Annotated in this window: 18 protein-coding genes; 11 read left to right on the top strand and 7 right to left on the bottom strand. The window is 72.4% G+C overall.

What is annotated here, in order from left to right; translation table 11 throughout:
- Positions 1-15: 15 nt before the first annotated feature.
- From MKK68_RS05605 to MKK68_RS05590, 4 genes are all read right to left on the bottom strand, one after another.
- A complete protein-coding gene (locus MKK68_RS05605) occupies positions 16-252 on the bottom strand; it encodes a hypothetical protein (RefSeq protein ID WP_244029314.1) in 237 nt (78 codons plus the stop codon).
- Positions 253-266: 14 nt separating this feature from the next.
- Entirely contained in the window at positions 267-701 is a 435-nt protein-coding gene (locus MKK68_RS05600) for a hypothetical protein (protein ID WP_147728360.1), read from the bottom strand.
- Positions 702-749: 48 nt separating this feature from the next.
- The gene (locus MKK68_RS05595) at positions 750-1,733 is read right to left on the bottom strand and encodes a YVTN family beta-propeller repeat protein (RefSeq protein ID WP_244029231.1); all 984 of its coding nucleotides are present in this window, start codon (positions 1,731-1,733) and stop codon (positions 750-752) included.
- Positions 1,734-1,893: 160 nt separating this feature from the next.
- Positions 1,894-3,144 carry an ABC transporter substrate-binding protein gene (locus MKK68_RS05590; protein ID WP_244029230.1) on the bottom strand — a complete coding sequence of 417 codons (1,251 nt, stop codon included), beginning with the start codon at positions 3,142-3,144 and terminating at the stop codon, positions 1,894-1,896.
- A 145-nt stretch (positions 3,145-3,289) separates the two neighbouring features.
- On the opposite strand from MKK68_RS05590, the gene MKK68_RS05585 reads away from it, so the two are divergent.
- Genes MKK68_RS05585 through MKK68_RS05555 form a run of 7 tightly spaced genes read left to right on the top strand, consistent with a single transcriptional unit; the run spans position 3,290 to position 8,919 of the window.
- Entirely contained in the window at positions 3,290-3,841 is a 552-nt protein-coding gene (locus MKK68_RS05585; RefSeq protein ID WP_244029228.1) for a DUF3280 domain-containing protein, read from the top strand.
- A gap of 50 nt (positions 3,842-3,891) precedes the next feature.
- Positions 3,892-4,617 carry a (5-formylfuran-3-yl)methyl phosphate synthase gene (locus tag MKK68_RS05580; RefSeq protein ID WP_244029226.1) on the top strand — a complete coding sequence of 242 codons (726 nt, stop codon included), beginning with the start codon at positions 3,892-3,894 and terminating at the stop codon, positions 4,615-4,617.
- A gap of 2 nt (positions 4,618-4,619) precedes the next feature.
- Entirely contained in the window at positions 4,620-5,198 is a 579-nt protein-coding gene (locus MKK68_RS05575; RefSeq protein ID WP_244029312.1) for a uridylate kinase, read from the top strand.
- Positions 5,195-6,760, top strand: coding sequence for a DUF6513 domain-containing protein (locus MKK68_RS05570; RefSeq protein ID WP_147859777.1), 1,566 nt, complete (start codon positions 5,195-5,197; stop codon positions 6,758-6,760). Before MKK68_RS05575 ends, MKK68_RS05570 begins: the two co-directional genes overlap by 4 nt.
- Before the next feature lie 4 nt (positions 6,761-6,764).
- On the top strand, positions 6,765-7,388 hold the full coding sequence (locus tag MKK68_RS05565) for a DUF447 domain-containing protein (RefSeq protein WP_147729340.1): 624 nt from the start codon (positions 6,765-6,767) through the stop codon (positions 7,386-7,388).
- 17 nt (positions 7,389-7,405) lie between these two features.
- On the top strand, positions 7,406-7,945 hold the full coding sequence (locus MKK68_RS05560) for an SRPBCC family protein (RefSeq protein WP_243938988.1): 540 nt from the start codon (positions 7,406-7,408) through the stop codon (positions 7,943-7,945).
- Positions 7,946-7,977: 32 nt separating this feature from the next.
- On the top strand, positions 7,978-8,919 hold the full coding sequence (locus MKK68_RS05555) for a YncE family protein (protein ID WP_244029311.1): 942 nt from the start codon (positions 7,978-7,980) through the stop codon (positions 8,917-8,919).
- A 142-nt stretch (positions 8,920-9,061) separates the two neighbouring features.
- On the opposite strand, the gene MKK68_RS05550 is transcribed toward MKK68_RS05555, so the two are convergent.
- A complete protein-coding gene (locus MKK68_RS05550; RefSeq protein WP_147729338.1) occupies positions 9,062-9,262 on the bottom strand; it encodes a hypothetical protein in 201 nt (66 codons plus the stop codon).
- Positions 9,259-10,335, bottom strand: coding sequence for a hydantoinase/oxoprolinase family protein (locus tag MKK68_RS05545; RefSeq protein ID WP_244029225.1), 1,077 nt, complete (start codon positions 10,333-10,335; stop codon positions 9,259-9,261). The genes MKK68_RS05550 and MKK68_RS05545 overlap by 4 nt, the downstream gene beginning before the upstream one ends.
- A gap of 14 nt (positions 10,336-10,349) precedes the next feature.
- Between MKK68_RS05545 and MKK68_RS05540 the strand changes: the two genes are divergently transcribed.
- From MKK68_RS05540 to MKK68_RS05525, 4 genes are all read left to right on the top strand, one after another.
- Positions 10,350-11,069, top strand: coding sequence for a HisA/HisF-related TIM barrel protein (locus MKK68_RS05540; protein ID WP_243938919.1), 720 nt, complete (start codon positions 10,350-10,352; stop codon positions 11,067-11,069).
- A gap of 73 nt (positions 11,070-11,142) precedes the next feature.
- Entirely contained in the window at positions 11,143-11,745 is a 603-nt protein-coding gene (gene leuD / locus MKK68_RS05535; RefSeq protein WP_147729235.1) for a 3-isopropylmalate dehydratase small subunit, read from the top strand.
- 108 nt (positions 11,746-11,853) lie between these two features.
- On the top strand, positions 11,854-13,059 hold the full coding sequence (locus MKK68_RS05530; protein ID WP_244029223.1) for a lytic murein transglycosylase: 1,206 nt from the start codon (positions 11,854-11,856) through the stop codon (positions 13,057-13,059).
- Entirely contained in the window at positions 13,056-13,439 is a 384-nt protein-coding gene (locus tag MKK68_RS05525; RefSeq protein ID WP_244029221.1) for a RidA family protein, read from the top strand. The genes MKK68_RS05530 and MKK68_RS05525 overlap by 4 nt, the downstream gene beginning before the upstream one ends.
- Positions 13,440-13,457: 18 nt before the next feature.
- Here MKK68_RS05525 and MKK68_RS05520 read toward each other — a convergent pair whose 3' ends face one another.
- A complete protein-coding gene (locus MKK68_RS05520; RefSeq protein ID WP_243948519.1) occupies positions 13,458-13,760 on the bottom strand; it encodes a hypothetical protein in 303 nt (100 codons plus the stop codon).
- Positions 13,761-14,152: the final 392 nt, after the last annotated feature.

The following is a 14,152-nucleotide window of genomic DNA, read 5'->3' as shown; positions in this document are numbered from 1 at the left end:
CCCGAGCGCCCTCGCTCATCGCCCGAGGACCCTTCTGGCATCGCCGACCGCGTCGAGGCACTCGTCGAACTCACCCTCGCCCTGCTCGCGCTCGGCCACGCGCAGGGCCTTTTTCAGCTTCGGCAGCGCCGCCTCGTGCGGGTTCTGCGCGAGCGCATCCCTGATCATGGCGATGCCGTCCGCGCAGGCGGCCTTGTCGTCGGCCAGCGCCGGCGTGCTCAAGAGGAGGCTGGCGAGAAGAAGCGTCCGCATCATTCCACCGTGGATCATTTCACTGTGATCGTGCCGGCGACGCCCTTCGACTCCAGGCCGCGGGCTTCCCAGGTGTACTTGCCCGGCTTGATCGCCACGAACTCGATCGCGATCTCGCCCGGATCGTCGAACTCGAGGTGATCCGGCGGGCCGCCGCCGTGGATCTCCTTGTGCTCTATGACGATCTGGTTCCACCAGATGTAGCGGAAGAACTCGGTCGCGTAGACCTTGTACTCCTGATGGCCCTTGGCGATGATCCGCAGCCGGTAGGCCTTGCCGGATTCGAGCTCGATGTCCTTGTTCTCGACGACGAAGTCGTTGCCCTCCTCGTTGCCGAGGACGAGGTCGGGCAGGGTCTCGCGCTTCTTGGTGAGATCGAGCGCGACGGCCGGGCCGGCCGCCAGGATCGCCGCCAGCCCCAGCGCCGCCCATCGAAGACCTCGTGTCATCCTGTTCCCCCCCGCGCTGCCGTTCGCGGCAGTCGTGCTTGCGAAAACTCAGTTCGGCGAGATCGCCACGCCCCAGGGCAGCAGGCCGACCGGGATGCTCTTGACCACCTTCTCGGCCGCCACGTCGACCACCGAGACGTCGTTGGAGGTGCCGTTGGTGGAGAACAGCAGCGACTGGTCCGGCGTGAAGGCGAGCTGCCACACCCGCTGGCCCACCGGCAGGTACTTCTGCACGTCGTAGGTCTTGGCATCGATCACCGCGATGCGGTTGGCGGGCCCGAGGGCGACGAAGGCCTTGGTCCCGTCCTGGGTAATGCGGATGCCCACCGGCTGGATCGCCTCGTCGTTCACGCTCGGGATCTTGAAGGTGATCTTCTTCACCACGCGCCGCGCCGCCACGTCGATCACGCTGACCGTGCCGCCGACCTCGGCCGAGACCCAGAGGAACTTGCCGTCCGCCGTGAACTCGGCGAAGCGCGGGCGCGCGTCGACCAGCACGTTGTCGATCACCTGGAAGGTCTTGGTGTCGATGAAGTGGGCCATGTTGGTGGTTTCGGAGGTGTTCACCAGGATCTTGCCGTCCGGCGACAGGCCCATGCCCTCCGGCTCGACGCCGACGGGGACCTCCGCGAGCACCTTGTTCTTCTCGATGTCGATGATCGTGACCTGGCTGTCGTCCTCGTTGGCGACGTAGAGCGGGTTGCCGCTGCGATCGAGGATGAACTGCTCGGGGTCGGGGCCGGAGCGCAGCGAGCGCACCACCTTGCCGGTGGCGGTGTCGAGCACGTCGATGCGGTCGTCGTCGCTGGCGCAGACGAAGAGCTCCTTGCCGTCCTTGCTCACGGTGATGCCGCGGGGGCGGCGCCCGACCTTCCAGGTCGCCGTCACCGCCATCGTCGCGGTGTCGATCACGCTGACCGAGTTGCCCTTCTCATTGGAGACGTAGACCGTGTAGGCCTGCGCCGGCACCGACGCCAGGAGCGCCGCGCCGAGCGCGGCGAGCCCCAACCCTGCTCTCACGCAGCGGTCCATTCGCGATCCTCCCCCTGGCCTGGCGGCAAGCTTGGCACTCTGGCGGTGCCGAAATCCCGACGGACGACAGTGTAGTGCGTTTCGTGCCCGCGGCGAGGGCGACGGAACCGCGCTGCGGACTTCACGCGGCGGAACGCCGTCCTCGTGCGTCCCGGCGCGCTCACTGGAACTTGCAGGTCGTCTCGGGCAGGTCGGTCCCGAGGGTGTCGAGCGGCGTGCGCTGGTGCAGGAAGCCCTGCTCGGGCGCCACCGAGACCAGGGCCTTCGGCTGCACCACGATCAGCGGCTGGCGCAGCTGGTGGTCCCAGGGGCGGAAGCTCAGCGACACGCCCTTGTAGGCCGGCAGGCCGAAGGCCGGATCGCTCAGGTAGGCGGCCAGTGCCGCCGGGTCGGCGGTCTTGCGGGCGGCCCCGGCATCGCCGACGACGCGGATCGCGGCCCAGACCTGGTAGTCCAGCGGCCGCATCAGCCGGCCCGACAGGCGCCGGAAGCGGTTCTGCGCCTGAGCCGCGCCCCAGGTCTCCAGCACCGGCGACCAGGTGGTGGCGACGAGCCCCTGCGTGCCGCCGACGGGCCGCGGGTCGACGGTGCGATAGGGGACGTAGTCGCCCCAGTCGGCCTCCTCGTCGGCCACGATCGCCATGTCGTAGTCGAGCCCGCGGGTGAAGACCATCGCCTCGGCGCGGGTCGGCGTGTCGCCGCGCGCCTTGGCCAGCGGCCCGAAGGTCCAGGGCTTCTCCGCCGTGATCTTGAGAGCGAACTTCCTGGCCGAGTTGCGCATCGCGTCGGCATAGAGCTTGTCCGCGTCGGTCGGGCCGACGATCAGGAACAGCTTCCGCCAGCGCATCACGGTGAGGTACTGCGCCAGCGCGTCGGTCTGCATCGCCCGGCTCGGGGCGACGTGGAACACGTTCCTGCGGCAATCGGCACCGCGCAGGCGGTCGTCGGGGGCCGCCGCGTTCAGCACCACGGCGCCCTTGCCGTCGGCGCGTGCCGCCTCCGAGACGGCGAGCACCTCGTCGGCCGGCAGCGCCAGGACGAGGAAGCGGATGCCCTTGCCGAGCAGCGCCTTCGCCGCGTCGACCGCGCTCGGGCCCCCCTCGGTGAGCGCGATCTCGTCGAGGGCGTAGCTCTGCTTGATGAAGCGGCCGGTGGTGTTGTTGTCGGCGATGGCCATCTTCGCGCCGGCCAGGCCCTCGTCCTCGGGCGCGGCCTCCGCGTCGTAGGAGGACGGCGCGGGCTGCGGCCGGTAGATCAGGCCGACATGGGTGGCGGCCGGTTCCACGGGCGCGGCCGGCGCGGCGGCGGGCTCCTGGGCTGCCGCCGGGCCGGCCAGCGCCAGGGCGAGCAGCACCGCAGCACCGAGGGAACGTGCAGGATCGTGCAGGATGGCGTGCAGGGAGGCGTGCATGGGGGCGGGACGTAACAGCATTCCGGGCGCGGACTCAAACGTTAAGCGCGCGCCGATCATTGCCAAAATTCCCCGCCGCGCGACCTTATGCCGGGATGCGGCCGGCGTTGCGGCCGGCGCCGATGCCTCCGACCGGAGTTCCGTCATGATCCTTCGCGGCACGATCTTTCGCGACGGCGCCCTTCGCGCCTGCCGCCTCGCGGTTCCCCTCGTGCTCGCCGCCTGCCCTCCGGGCGCGGCGGCGGCCGAGCCGTCGAAGGCCGCGGTCTTCCCGGTCGAGCTGCTCGATCCGGGCGTCGTCGGCGGCCGCAAGGCCCGGCCCGACGAGGCGCGCAAGCTCGCGCTAGTCACCGACGAGCTGCGCGGCGCGCTCAAGGACAAGGGCGGCCTGGAGCCCGTCGACACCGCGCCGCAGGCGGCCGAGGTGAGCAAGCAGGGGCCGCTCTACAAGTGCGACGGCTGCGCCGCTCCGATCGCCAAGGCCCTGGGTGCGGATCTCGCCGTGACCGGCTATGTGGAGAAGGGGTCGGGCCAGATCTTCAACCTCAACGTCGTCATCGCCGACGCCGCCACCGGCAAGGTGGTGCGCGGCGGGCAGGTGGTGATCCGGGCCGACACCGACGACACCTGGACGCATGCCATGCGCTGGATTGTCAAGAACCGCCTGCTCGCCGAGCCCCTGCCCGGCAAGTCGTGATGTCGTCCGGCGCCCGCGCCGCCCCCGAGCCGTCCCCGTTCAGGTCGCCCGTGTCCGAGTCCGCACCTCCGTTTCCGACAAATCCCCTCCCCCGCCTCCTCGTCAGCGTCCGCGACGCCGCCGAGGCCGAGGCCGCGATCCGCGCCGGGGCCGACCTGATCGACGCCAAGGACCCGGAGAACGGGGCGCTCGGCGCCCTCCCCCCGGAGACCGTTCGCGCCATCGTCGCGCGCACCGCCGGCCGCGCCGCCACGAGCGCGGTCGCCGGCGAGCCGGCGGCGGCGGAGCGGCAGGCCGCGATCCGCGCCATGGCGGAGACCGGGGTCGGCTGGGTCAAGGTCGCGGTCCGCCCCGACTGGCTCGCCGATCCCGCCTCCCTTCGCGCGGCCGGCGCGGCCGCGCCTGGCCGCCTCGTCGCCGTGCTGTTCGCCGAGGACGACCCCGCGCCGGACTGCGCGCCGCGGCTCGCGGCGGCGGGCTTCATCGGCGCGATGATCGACACGGTGGTCAAGGACGGGCGCCGCCTGCCCGGCCTGATCGACGGGGCGCGCCTGGCCGCCTTCACCGCGGCGGCCCGTGCCGCCGGGCTGCTGTCGGGGCTCGCCGGGTCGCTGCGCGTCGACGACATCCTCGGCCTCGCCGCCCACCGCCCGGACTATCTCGGCTTCCGCGGCGGCCTCTGCCGCGACGGCGACCGCCGCAACGCCCTCGACGCGCAGCGGATCGCCGAGGCCGTGCGGGCGCTCCGCCGGCCGGCCGCGCGAGACGCGGCGTGAGCGTGCACACCGTCGTCAAGGTCGGCGGCAGCCTCCGCGCCGACCCGGCGCGCCTGCAAGCGCTGCTCGCCGCGCTCGCCGACGGCGCCTTCGGCCCGTGCCTCGTCGTGCCGGGCGGCGGCGCCTTCGCCGACGCGGTGCGGCTCGACCAGGCGCGTCTCGGCTTCGACGACGCGGAGGCGCATCGCCGCGCGCTCGATGCGATGAGCCGGATGGCGGGGTGTTTCCACGCCATCGAGCCGCGCCTCCTTCCCTTCCCCCTCCCCCGCAAGGGGGGAAGGGAGAGCGCCGTATCGGCTATCTGGGACCCCATCGCCCTCCGCGCCGGCCATCCGGACATCCCGGAATCCTGGGACGTGACCTCCGACAGCCTCGCGCTCTGGGCGGCGACGCGGATCGAGGCCGCCCGCTGCATCCTGGTGAAGTCCGCCGACGCCCCGGCGGGCGCCGACGCGTGCGACCTCGCCCGGATCGGCCTCGTCGATGCCGCGTTCCCGGCCTTCGCCGGCCGCTACTGCGGCGCGGTCTCGATCCTCGGCCCCGCCGGCGCGCGGCCGGTCCACGCGCGGGCCGCCGCATGAGCGCCGCGCCCGAGCACCTGGTCTTCGTCACCGGCAAGCTCGCCCGCGCGCGGCTGGAGAAGGTCGCGAGCGCCCTGCCCCCAGAGCGGTTCGCCTGGAGCATCGCCGATTCCGGGGTGAAGGTCGCCGCGCTGATGACCGAGGAGATCATCAAGCGCCGCGTCACCCTCCCCGAGGGCGCCACCCGCATCATCCTGCCCGGGCGCTGCCGGGCGAACCCGGAGGCCTTGGCCGCGCATTTCGGCCTGCCGGTCGAGCGCGGCCCCGACGAGATCGTCGACCTGCCGGCCCATCTCGGGCTCGCCGGCCGCAAGGTCGACCTGTCGCGCCACGACCTTCGCATCTTCTCCGAGATCGTCGACGCCTCGAAGATGACGGCCGCCGAGGTGGTGGCCAAGGGCCTGGACCTGGCGCGCCGGGGCGCCGACGTGATCGACCTCGGCGGCCTGCCGGACACCGATTTCCCGCATCTCGAGGATTGCGTGCGCGGGCTGAAGGCGCAGGGCCTCAAGGTCAGCGTCGATTCCTTCTCGATCGACGAGCTGCGCCGGGGTGCGGCCGCCGGGGCCGACTTCCTGCTCAGCCTCAACGAGGAGACGCTGGACCTCGCCTTCGAGACGGATGCGGTGCCGATCCTGGTGCCGATGCGGCCCGACGACCTGCCCTCCCTCGACCGCGCGATCGCGCGGATGGTGGAGGCAGGGCGCCCGTTCATCGCCGACCCGATCCTCGAGCCGATCCATTTCGGCTTCGTCGACTCGATCGCGCGCTACCGCGCCACCCGCGCGCGCTGGCCCGACATCGCGATGATGATGGGCACCGGCAACCTCACGGAGCTGACGGAGGCCGACAGCCTCGGGATCACCGCGCTCCTCGTCGGGATGTGCTCGGAGCTGTCGATCGGCAACGTCCTGATCGTGCAGGTCTCGAACCACACCCGCCGCACGGTCGAGGAACACGATGCCGCGAGGCGGGTGATGTTCGCGGCCAAGGCCGACGCCGCGCTGCCGAAGGGCTACGGCCGGGCACTTCTGGCACTTCACGACAAGCGTCCCTTCGTGCAAACGCCCGACGAGATCGCGGCCCTGGCGGCGCAGGTCCGCGACCCGAACTACCGGATCGCGGTCGCCGAGGACGGGATCCACCTCTACAACCGCGACGTCCACAAGGTCGGCACCGACGCGATGGCCTTCTTCACCGACCTCGACGTCGCCAGCGACGGCGCCCACGCGTTCTACCTCGGGGGCGAGCTGACCAAGGCCGAGACCGCGTGGCGCTTAGGCAAGCGCTACGTGCAGGACGAGCCGCTCGACTGGGCCTGCGCCGCCGACGCCGAGGTCGAGGACACCACCGCCTTCAAGAAGGCCGGCCATACCAAGCATTCCGGCCCGGACGCGCCGCAGGGCGCGCGCGACGCGCAGGTTCCGGCCGAGGCCGGCGCCTCGGCGCCCCGCACCATCGCGCCGGACGCGGCCGCGGCCGAGGCGTCGGTGTCGGAAACGCCCCGGGCGCCCGCGCAAAAGCTCGTCTGCGGCAAGCTCGTGCCGGCCGGGGAGGCCTGAGCCGGTGCCGCTGATCCTCGAGACGATCGTCACGACGCTCTCGCGAGAGGGCGCCCTGCACCTCGTGCCCTTCGGCCTGATCGCGGAGGGCGACGACTACGTGCTGGCGCCATTCCGGCCCTCGCCGACGATCCTCAACCTCGAGGCCAACCCCTGCTTCTGCGCCTCGAGCCCGCGCGACGTGCGGGTGATCGCCGGCGCGGTCACCGGGCGCCGGGACTGGCCGACGGTGGCGTGCGACCGCATCCCGGGCCGGCGCCTCGCCGACAGCTTCGGCCACGCCGAGTTCGAGGTCGCGGCGGTCGAGGCCGACCCGACCCGGCCGCGCTACCGCGGGCGCCAGGTCCACGCGGCGGCGCACGCCCCGTTCATCGGCTACAACCGGGCGCAGGCCGCGGTGCTGGAGGCGGCGATCCTCTCGACGCGGCTCCACATGCTGACGCCCGACAAGGTCATGGCCGAGATGCGCTATCTCGCCATCGCGATATCCAAGACGGCCGGCCCGCGCGAGCGGGAGGCCTGGGACTGGATCGAGGACAAGGTCGCCGCCCATCTCGGGACGGACGGCCGCATCCTCGCCGACACCGCCGCCGCACGAGACGGCGGATCAGGAGTGACACCCCCATGAGGATCGAGCTGCCCATGATGAGAAGACTGGCCCTCACGAGCGCCGTGGTGATTGCCGCGGTGGCGGCGACCACGGCCCAGGCCCACGGCCCGACCCGCAAGAAGGTCGAGGAGACCGTCGAGATCAACGCCAGCCCGGACAAGGTCTGGAAGGTGATCGGCAACTTCCAGGACATGAGCTGGCTGCCGCTGGTCGAGAAGACCGAGGGCAAGGAGGGCAACACCCCCGACAAGGCCACCCGCGTCCTCACGCTCAAGGGCGGCGCCACCGTCGAGGAGAGCCTGTACAAGTACTCCGCCGAGAAGATGAGCTACTCGTACCGGATCACCAAGGTCGACGTGAAGACCCTGCCGGTGAACGATTACTCGTCCACGCTCAAGGTCGAGGCGGACGGCGACGGCAAGTCGAAGGTGTCGTGGGACGGCGCGTTCTACCGCGGCTACATGAACAACGATCCGCCGCCCGAGCTGAACGACGAGGCCTCGCAGAAGGCCGTGCGCGGCCTCTACCGCACCGGTCTCGACGCGCTGAAGGCGCAGGTCGAGAAGGGCTCTTGAGCCGTTCGATCACATCGCGACGCGGAGGCCGGCTGCGCGCCGGCCTCTCGCTCGCCCTCGCCCTGTGGCTCGTGCCGCTCGCCGCGCGCGCCGCCGAGGCGGTGGTCACGGTGCAAGGCGACAACGCCGTCGACGTGATCGATCTCGAGGCCGGCACGATCCTGCAGCGCATCCCGGTCGCCGGCTCGCCCGCCGGCATCGCGCTCTCCCCCGATCGCAGGACCGCCTACGTGACCTGCCCCGACGCGCCGGGCATCGCCGTCGTCGACCTGACCGCGCGCAAGGTCGCGCAGGTGCTGGCCCTTCCGGGCGGCCCGCTCGGCATCGCGGCGAACCCGAGGAGCGGCGCCGTCTACGTCGCCGACTGGTACGCCAAGCGGGTGTTCGTGCTGGTGCCGGGTGAGGCGGGCCTCAGGCTCGACGGCGAGATCGCGGTCGGGGCCTCGCCGTCGGGCATCGCGGTGACGCCGGACGGCGCGACGCTGCTGGTGGCCAACCGCGAGGCGGACACGGTCTCGGTGGTCGACGCCGCGACCCGCCGCGAGACCGGGACGATCGCCGTAGGCCATCATCCCTTCGGCATCACCCTCGATGCGCAAGCCAAGCGCGCCTACACCGCCAACGTCACCGGCGACGACGTGTCGGTGATCGACCTCGCCGCGGCGCGCGAGGTCGGCCGGGTGAAGACCAGCCAGCGCCCCTACGTGATCGCCCTGACGGGGGAGCGCGGCTTCGTCACCGACCAGTATTCCGGTACCGTCACGGTGTTCGATCCTGCCACCCTCGCCCCCGTGGCCCGGATCGAAGTCGGCGACCACCCCGAGGGCATCGCCGCCACCGCCGACGGGCGCTCGGTGATCGTCGCCAACTGGGGCTCGAACACGCTCTCGGTCATCGACGCGCGGACGCTGACGGTGACCCGCGAGATCAAGACCGACGACAGCCCGCGGGCATTCGGGGATTTTCTGCGCTGACGTCGCGCCGGGCGGAAGCCTGACGTGGCGCGGGTCCCTTCCCCCAGGGGGAGGACAGGATGAGGGGCGTGCGTTTTCCGGAGCGGTCACGCCCCTCACCCCAACCCTCTCCCCATGGAAGAGGGCTTGGCCCCGCGGTCGATCACGCCGCCTCGGGCGGCTCGCCGTCCTCCGGGCCCTCCGGCGCGTGCAGCATGTCCTCCAGCTCGTCGATCAGCCGGTCGATCTGGTCGGGCGTCGCCAGCACCTTGACGGTCTCGCCGTCCTCGGTGGCGAGCGCGAGCTCGATATGCGGGCCGACCCGGGCGGTGAGGACGCGGGCGAGGATCTTCAGGGCGCTCATCGGTCTTCCTTCAAAACCAGCGTGTCGGCGGAGAGCAGCGCGACGGCGAGCGCCGGGCCGCAGGTGGAGGCCCAGTCTGGCCGGCCGGCGATGCGATCCGCCAGCACCTCGGTGAAGGGCAGGCAGCGCCGGCCGAGGCGCCGGGCGAGGGCGTCGGCCAGGAAGGCGCCCGCGCCGCAGGCGATCACGGGGGCCGCGGCCGGGATGTCGGGGCGCGAGAGCAGGGTGGCGGCCGCGTCGTGGAGCAGGCGCAGCTGCGCCTCGGCGAAGTGGCCGGCAAGCGCCCGCCAGTCCTCGTCCGTCCCCTCCCCGCGGTCGCGGCCGATCATCCGGGCGAGGCGCGTCTCGCTTTCGGGCACCGACTTGCCCTTGCCGTCGCCGCTCGCCTGCTGGTCGGCGCCCTCGCGAAGGTCGCCGGTGATGCGGTGGACGTCGGCCGCGTGCGCGAAGGTCTCGGACATCAGCCGGGTGCGGCGGCCCCGGAACGGCGCATGGTCGGAAAGCGCCAGCAGCGGCGTGCGCACGACGCCGGTATAGACGAGCTCCCCCGTCTCCAGCCGCTCGGCGTCGCTGTAGCCGGCGGCGGCGGCGCGGCCTCCGACGATCGGGATCAGGTCGGCGGTGGTCGAGCCGACGTCGACGAGCAGCGCGTCGGGCACGTGCCGCCCGAGCAGGGCCGCGGTGGCGTGCCAGTTCGCCGAGGCGATCTCCGCGGCGTTCGGCTCCGCATCCCGCGGCGCGACGAAGCCGGCGCGCCCGGCATAGATCGCGACCTCGCCGGCCAGGTGCGTCGCCGCCCAGCCTGCGAGCTGCGCGACGCCGTCCGTCCGGTCGGCGAAGCAGTCGGTGAGCTCGCCGGTCATCGTCACGGCGTGCGCCGCCTCCCCCCGCGCCCAGTCGGGCAGCCCGGCGAAGGTGGCGTCGAGGGCGGGCAGCCCGCGCCAGAGCGGGCACGGCGCCTGCACCACCGCGCGGACGATGCCGCCCTCGACCAGCGCCGCCTTGACGTGCACCCCGCCGAGATCCCATCCGATCGTCCTGGCAGGGCGGGGAAGCGGATGCGCGGCGGGCAAGGGCGATCTCACTGATGGGCGACGCAGAGGGCGAGGGCGCGACGACGCCGTTCGCGGTGATTCCGGTGATCGACCTGCGCCACGGGCGGGTGGTGCGGGCACGCGCCGGCGAGCGACAGAGCTATGCCCCGATCGAGACCCCGTTGGCAAAGGGCTCGGCGCCGGCCGACATCGCCCGCGGCCTCCTCGCCGCGGTCCCGGCGCGGACGCTCTACGTCGCCGACCTCGACGCGATCGTCGATCGTGCCCCGCCCGACCTCGGGGCGCTGGCGGCGATCGCGCGGGCCTGCCCCGGCATCGGCCTCTGGGTCGATGCGGGCTTCGCAGAGGCGGCGACGGTCGAGGCCTTCCTCGCCGCCGGGCTCGGCCGCCCCGTGATCGGCAGCGAGAGCCAGGCCGACGAGGGCCTCGTCGTCCGCCTCGGCGACCGGGCCGTGCTCTCGCTCGACAGCCGCGGCGCGAGCCGGCTCGGGCCGCCCGGCCTGCATGCGGATGCCCGCCACTGGCCGCCGGAGGTGATCGTGATGACGCTCGCCCGCATCGGCGTCGGATCGGGGCCGGACCTCGCCGGGCTGGAAGCCGCCGCGCGCCTGGCCCCCGGCCGCCGGATCTACGCCGCCGGCGGCGTGCGTGGCCCGGACGACCTCGCCGCGCTCCGTCGCGCCGGGGTCGCGGGCGCCCTGGTCGCGTCGGCGATCCATGACGGCGCCCTCCGCGCCGGGGACCTGCCCTGAACCTTCCGGCCGTGGCACGCCGCTGCTAGGGTGCCGGCAGGCACCGAGCGAAACGCGACAGACGGCAAGACCAATGGAAAAATTCACCACCCTGGAGGGCGTCGCGGCGCCCATGCGGATCATCAACGTCGACACCGACCGGATCATCCCGAAGCAGTATCTCAAGACGATCAAGCGCACCGGCCTCGGCAAGGGGCTGTTCGCCGAGATGCGCTACCGGGACGACGGCTCGGAGAACCCGGACTTCGTGCTCAACCAGCCGGCCTACCGCAACGCCAGGATCCTGGTGGCGGGCGACAATTTCGGCTGCGGCTCGTCGCGCGAGCACGCGCCCTGGGCGCTGACCGATTTCGGCATCCGCTGCGTGATCTCGACGAGCTTCGCCGACATCTTCTTCAACAACTGCGCCAAGAACGGCATCCTGGCGATCGTGGTCTCTCCGGAAGACCTCGAGAAGCTGTTCGAGGATGCCGAGCGCGGCGCCAACGCCACCCTCTCGGTCGACCTCGAAGCGCAGACCATCCGGGGCCCGGACGGCGGCACGCTACACTTCGACATCGATCCCGGCCGCAAGGAGAGCCTGCTCAACGGCCTCGACGAGATCGGCCTGACCCTCAAGCGCGCCCCGAAGATCGACGCCTACGAGGACAAGCTGGCCGCGCGCGGCTGGGCGTGAGCGCGGCCGGACCGCGGGGGAGCGTCCGCACCGCGATCCGGCCTTAAGCCTGCGTTAACCGTTCCCTCATCAGGCTCCGGCGCCCCGGACACCATGCGAGCGACGACGATGCGGCGAGACTCCTGGCAGCGATCCTCCCGCAGGCCGATCCTGCCGTGGCTCGCCCTCGCCTGCCTCACGGCGACCGGCGCGCGGGCCGATTTCCAATCCTGCCTCGCCGGCCTGCAGCAGCAGGCGGCGGCGCAGGGCGTGTCGGTGCAGGCGTTCCGCAGCGCCACCGACGGGATCAGCTTCGACGACAAGGTGATCGAGCTCTCCCAGGCGCAGCCCGAGTTCAAGACGCCGAACTGGGACTACATGGCGGCCCTGGTCGACGACGAGCGCGTCGACGACGGCAAGGCGGCGATGCGCCAGTACGGGCAGGCCCTGGCGCAGGCCGAGTCCCGCTACGGCGTCGACCGCTTCACCATCGCCGCGGTCTGGGGCGTGGAATCGAACTTCGGCAAGAACCTCGGCAAGATGCCGCTGGTGCAGTCGCTGGCGACGCTGGCCTGCTCCGGCAACCGCCGCCGCGACTTCTTCCGCGGCGAGCTGATGGCGACGCTGAAGATCATCGACCGCGGCGACATCGAGCCCGGCCGCCTCACCGGCTCCTGGGCCGGCGCCTTCGGCCAGACCCAGTTCATGCCGACGACCTACCAGCGCCTCGCCGTCGACCTCGACGGCGACGGCCGCCGCGACGTGGTCGACTCGGTGCCCGACGCCGTCGGCTCGACCGCGAACTTCCTGCACGTCGCCAAGTGGTCGAACGGCCAGGGCTGGGGCTACGAGGTCAAGCTGCCGGCCGGCTTCAACGCCGGGGCCGCGGGGCGGAAGAACAAGAAGCCGGTCGGCCACTGGGCCGCGCTCGGCGTCAAGCGCATCGACGGGCGCCCGCTCTCCGCCGAGGGTCCCGTCGGCATCATGATCCCGGCCGGGATCGAGGGGCCCGCCTTCCTCGTCACCAGGAACTTCGACGCGATCTACTCCTACAACGCCGCCGAATCCTACGGGCTCGCCATCGCCGTGCTCTCCGACCGCCTGCGCGGCCGGCCCGGCATCCAGGCGGAGTGGCCGACCGACGACCCGCCGCTGTCGCGGGCCGAGCGCCGCGACCTTCAGGCCCGGCTGACGGCGCGCGGCTACGACGTCGGCGAGCCGGACGGCAAGGTCGGCGCCAAGACCCGCGACGCGATCAAGGAGATCGAGCGCAGCCTCGGCATGCCGCAGACCGGCCGTCCGGGCGCGAAGGTGCTGGAAGCGTTGCGCCGGTGAGCCGGCGCCTGATCGGCTCGGGCTCGCCGTTCGAAGCCGCCTACGGCTATTCGCGCGCGGTCGTGACGGGCGGCTTCGTGTTCGTCGCCGGCACCACCGGCTACGATGACGCGACGATGACGATGCCGGAGGAGGCCGCGGCGCAGGCCGAGGCGTGCTGGCGGACCATCGCATCGGTGCTCGCCGAGGCCGGATCCGGCCTGGAGCGCATCGTGCGGGCGACCTACTACGTCACCGATCGGGCGGATGCCGAGGCGGTGCTCGCGGTCTGCGGCCGCGTGCTGGCCCAGGTCCGGCCGGCCGCGACGTTCCTCGTCGTCGCCGGCCTGCTGCGCCCCGAGATGAAGCTCGAGATCGAGGTCACGGCGACCTTAGGGTGAGACGGTTGCGCCGCCCGATCAGTAGGGCGTCCCGTAATACGGCCGGCGGACCGGGCGGTAGCGGTCCTGAACGGGACGGCCATAGCCGTCGCCGTACGCCCCGAGATAGGGATCGAGCCGCGGATCGCGGTAGTTGCCGTTGTTGACGCCGGCCGAGCGGTCGTTGCCGTTCAGTGCCGCGTAGGGCGAGAGGCCGCTGCCGCTGTCGCTGCCACCGCCTCCACCGCCGCCGCGCGCGAGCACGGCGCCGGTCGAGCCGAGAATGAGGCCTGCCGCCAGCACGGCCCGAACCGTCTTCCGCGTCGTCGTCTTGACTGCCATCGTCGCCTCCCGATCTCGCTGCATGCCGGATCCAGGCGAAAAACCGGTCGCGGCGACGCGAGGTTCCCGAGGGCCGGGGGCGACGAAAGCGCCGACCTTCTCTCCGCCACCGGTCGTCGACGCGGCAGGGCCCGCCGCCCGGGATTCGAGCAGACCCCGATGACCCCCGGCGGCGACGGCGGGACGAGATGGCGTCGGGGCGAGCCGATGGCTCAGCCCGGCCACCGGGGCCTGCGCCGGACGACGCCTAGTGCCGGTAGCGTTCGGCGAGGGCCATGAGGGCTCCTGCGAGCTCGGTGAGGTTGGCCGAGGCCGCCTCGACCTCGCGGGTGCCGGCGGCGGTCTGCTGGCTCGCCTGGCGGATGTTCTGCAGGGCGCCCATCACCTGCTCG

It is taken from the genome of Methylobacterium sp. E-016 (assembly GCF_022829745.1).
Lineage (GTDB): Bacteria > Pseudomonadota > Alphaproteobacteria > Rhizobiales > Beijerinckiaceae > Methylobacterium.
This window is presented reverse-complemented; position numbering and strand designations above follow the sequence as displayed.

Excerpts from the sequence above, each read along its gene's own strand:
- MKK68_RS05540 (WP_243938919.1), top strand. The coding sequence starts at position 10,350 with ATGGGCGACGCAGAGGGCGAGGGCGCGACGACGCCGTTCGCGGTGATT.
- MKK68_RS05520 (WP_243948519.1), bottom strand. The coding sequence starts at position 13,760 with ATGGCAGTCAAGACGACGACGCGGAAGACGGTTCGGGCCGTGCTGGCG.
- MKK68_RS05585 (WP_244029228.1), top strand. The coding sequence starts at position 3,290 with ATGATCCTTCGCGGCACGATCTTTCGCGACGGCGCCCTTCGCGCCTGC.
- MKK68_RS05590 (WP_244029230.1), bottom strand. The coding sequence starts at position 3,144 with ATGCACGCCTCCCTGCACGCCATCCTGCACGATCCTGCACGTTCCCTC.
- MKK68_RS05530 (WP_244029223.1), top strand. The coding sequence starts at position 11,854 with ATGCGGCGAGACTCCTGGCAGCGATCCTCCCGCAGGCCGATCCTGCCG.
- MKK68_RS05595 (WP_244029231.1), bottom strand. The coding sequence starts at position 1,733 with ATGGACCGCTGCGTGAGAGCAGGGTTGGGGCTCGCCGCGCTCGGCGCG.
- MKK68_RS05570 (WP_147859777.1), top strand. The coding sequence starts at position 5,195 with ATGAGCGCCGCGCCCGAGCACCTGGTCTTCGTCACCGGCAAGCTCGCC.
- leuD (WP_147729235.1), top strand. The coding sequence starts at position 11,143 with ATGGAAAAATTCACCACCCTGGAGGGCGTCGCGGCGCCCATGCGGATC.
- MKK68_RS05605 (WP_244029314.1), bottom strand. The coding sequence starts at position 252 with ATGCGGACGCTTCTTCTCGCCAGCCTCCTCTTGAGCACGCCGGCGCTG.
- MKK68_RS05600 (WP_147728360.1), bottom strand. The coding sequence starts at position 701 with ATGACACGAGGTCTTCGATGGGCGGCGCTGGGGCTGGCGGCGATCCTG.
- MKK68_RS05560 (WP_243938988.1), top strand. The coding sequence starts at position 7,406 with ATGAGAAGACTGGCCCTCACGAGCGCCGTGGTGATTGCCGCGGTGGCG.
- MKK68_RS05550 (WP_147729338.1), bottom strand. The coding sequence starts at position 9,262 with ATGAGCGCCCTGAAGATCCTCGCCCGCGTCCTCACCGCCCGGGTCGGC.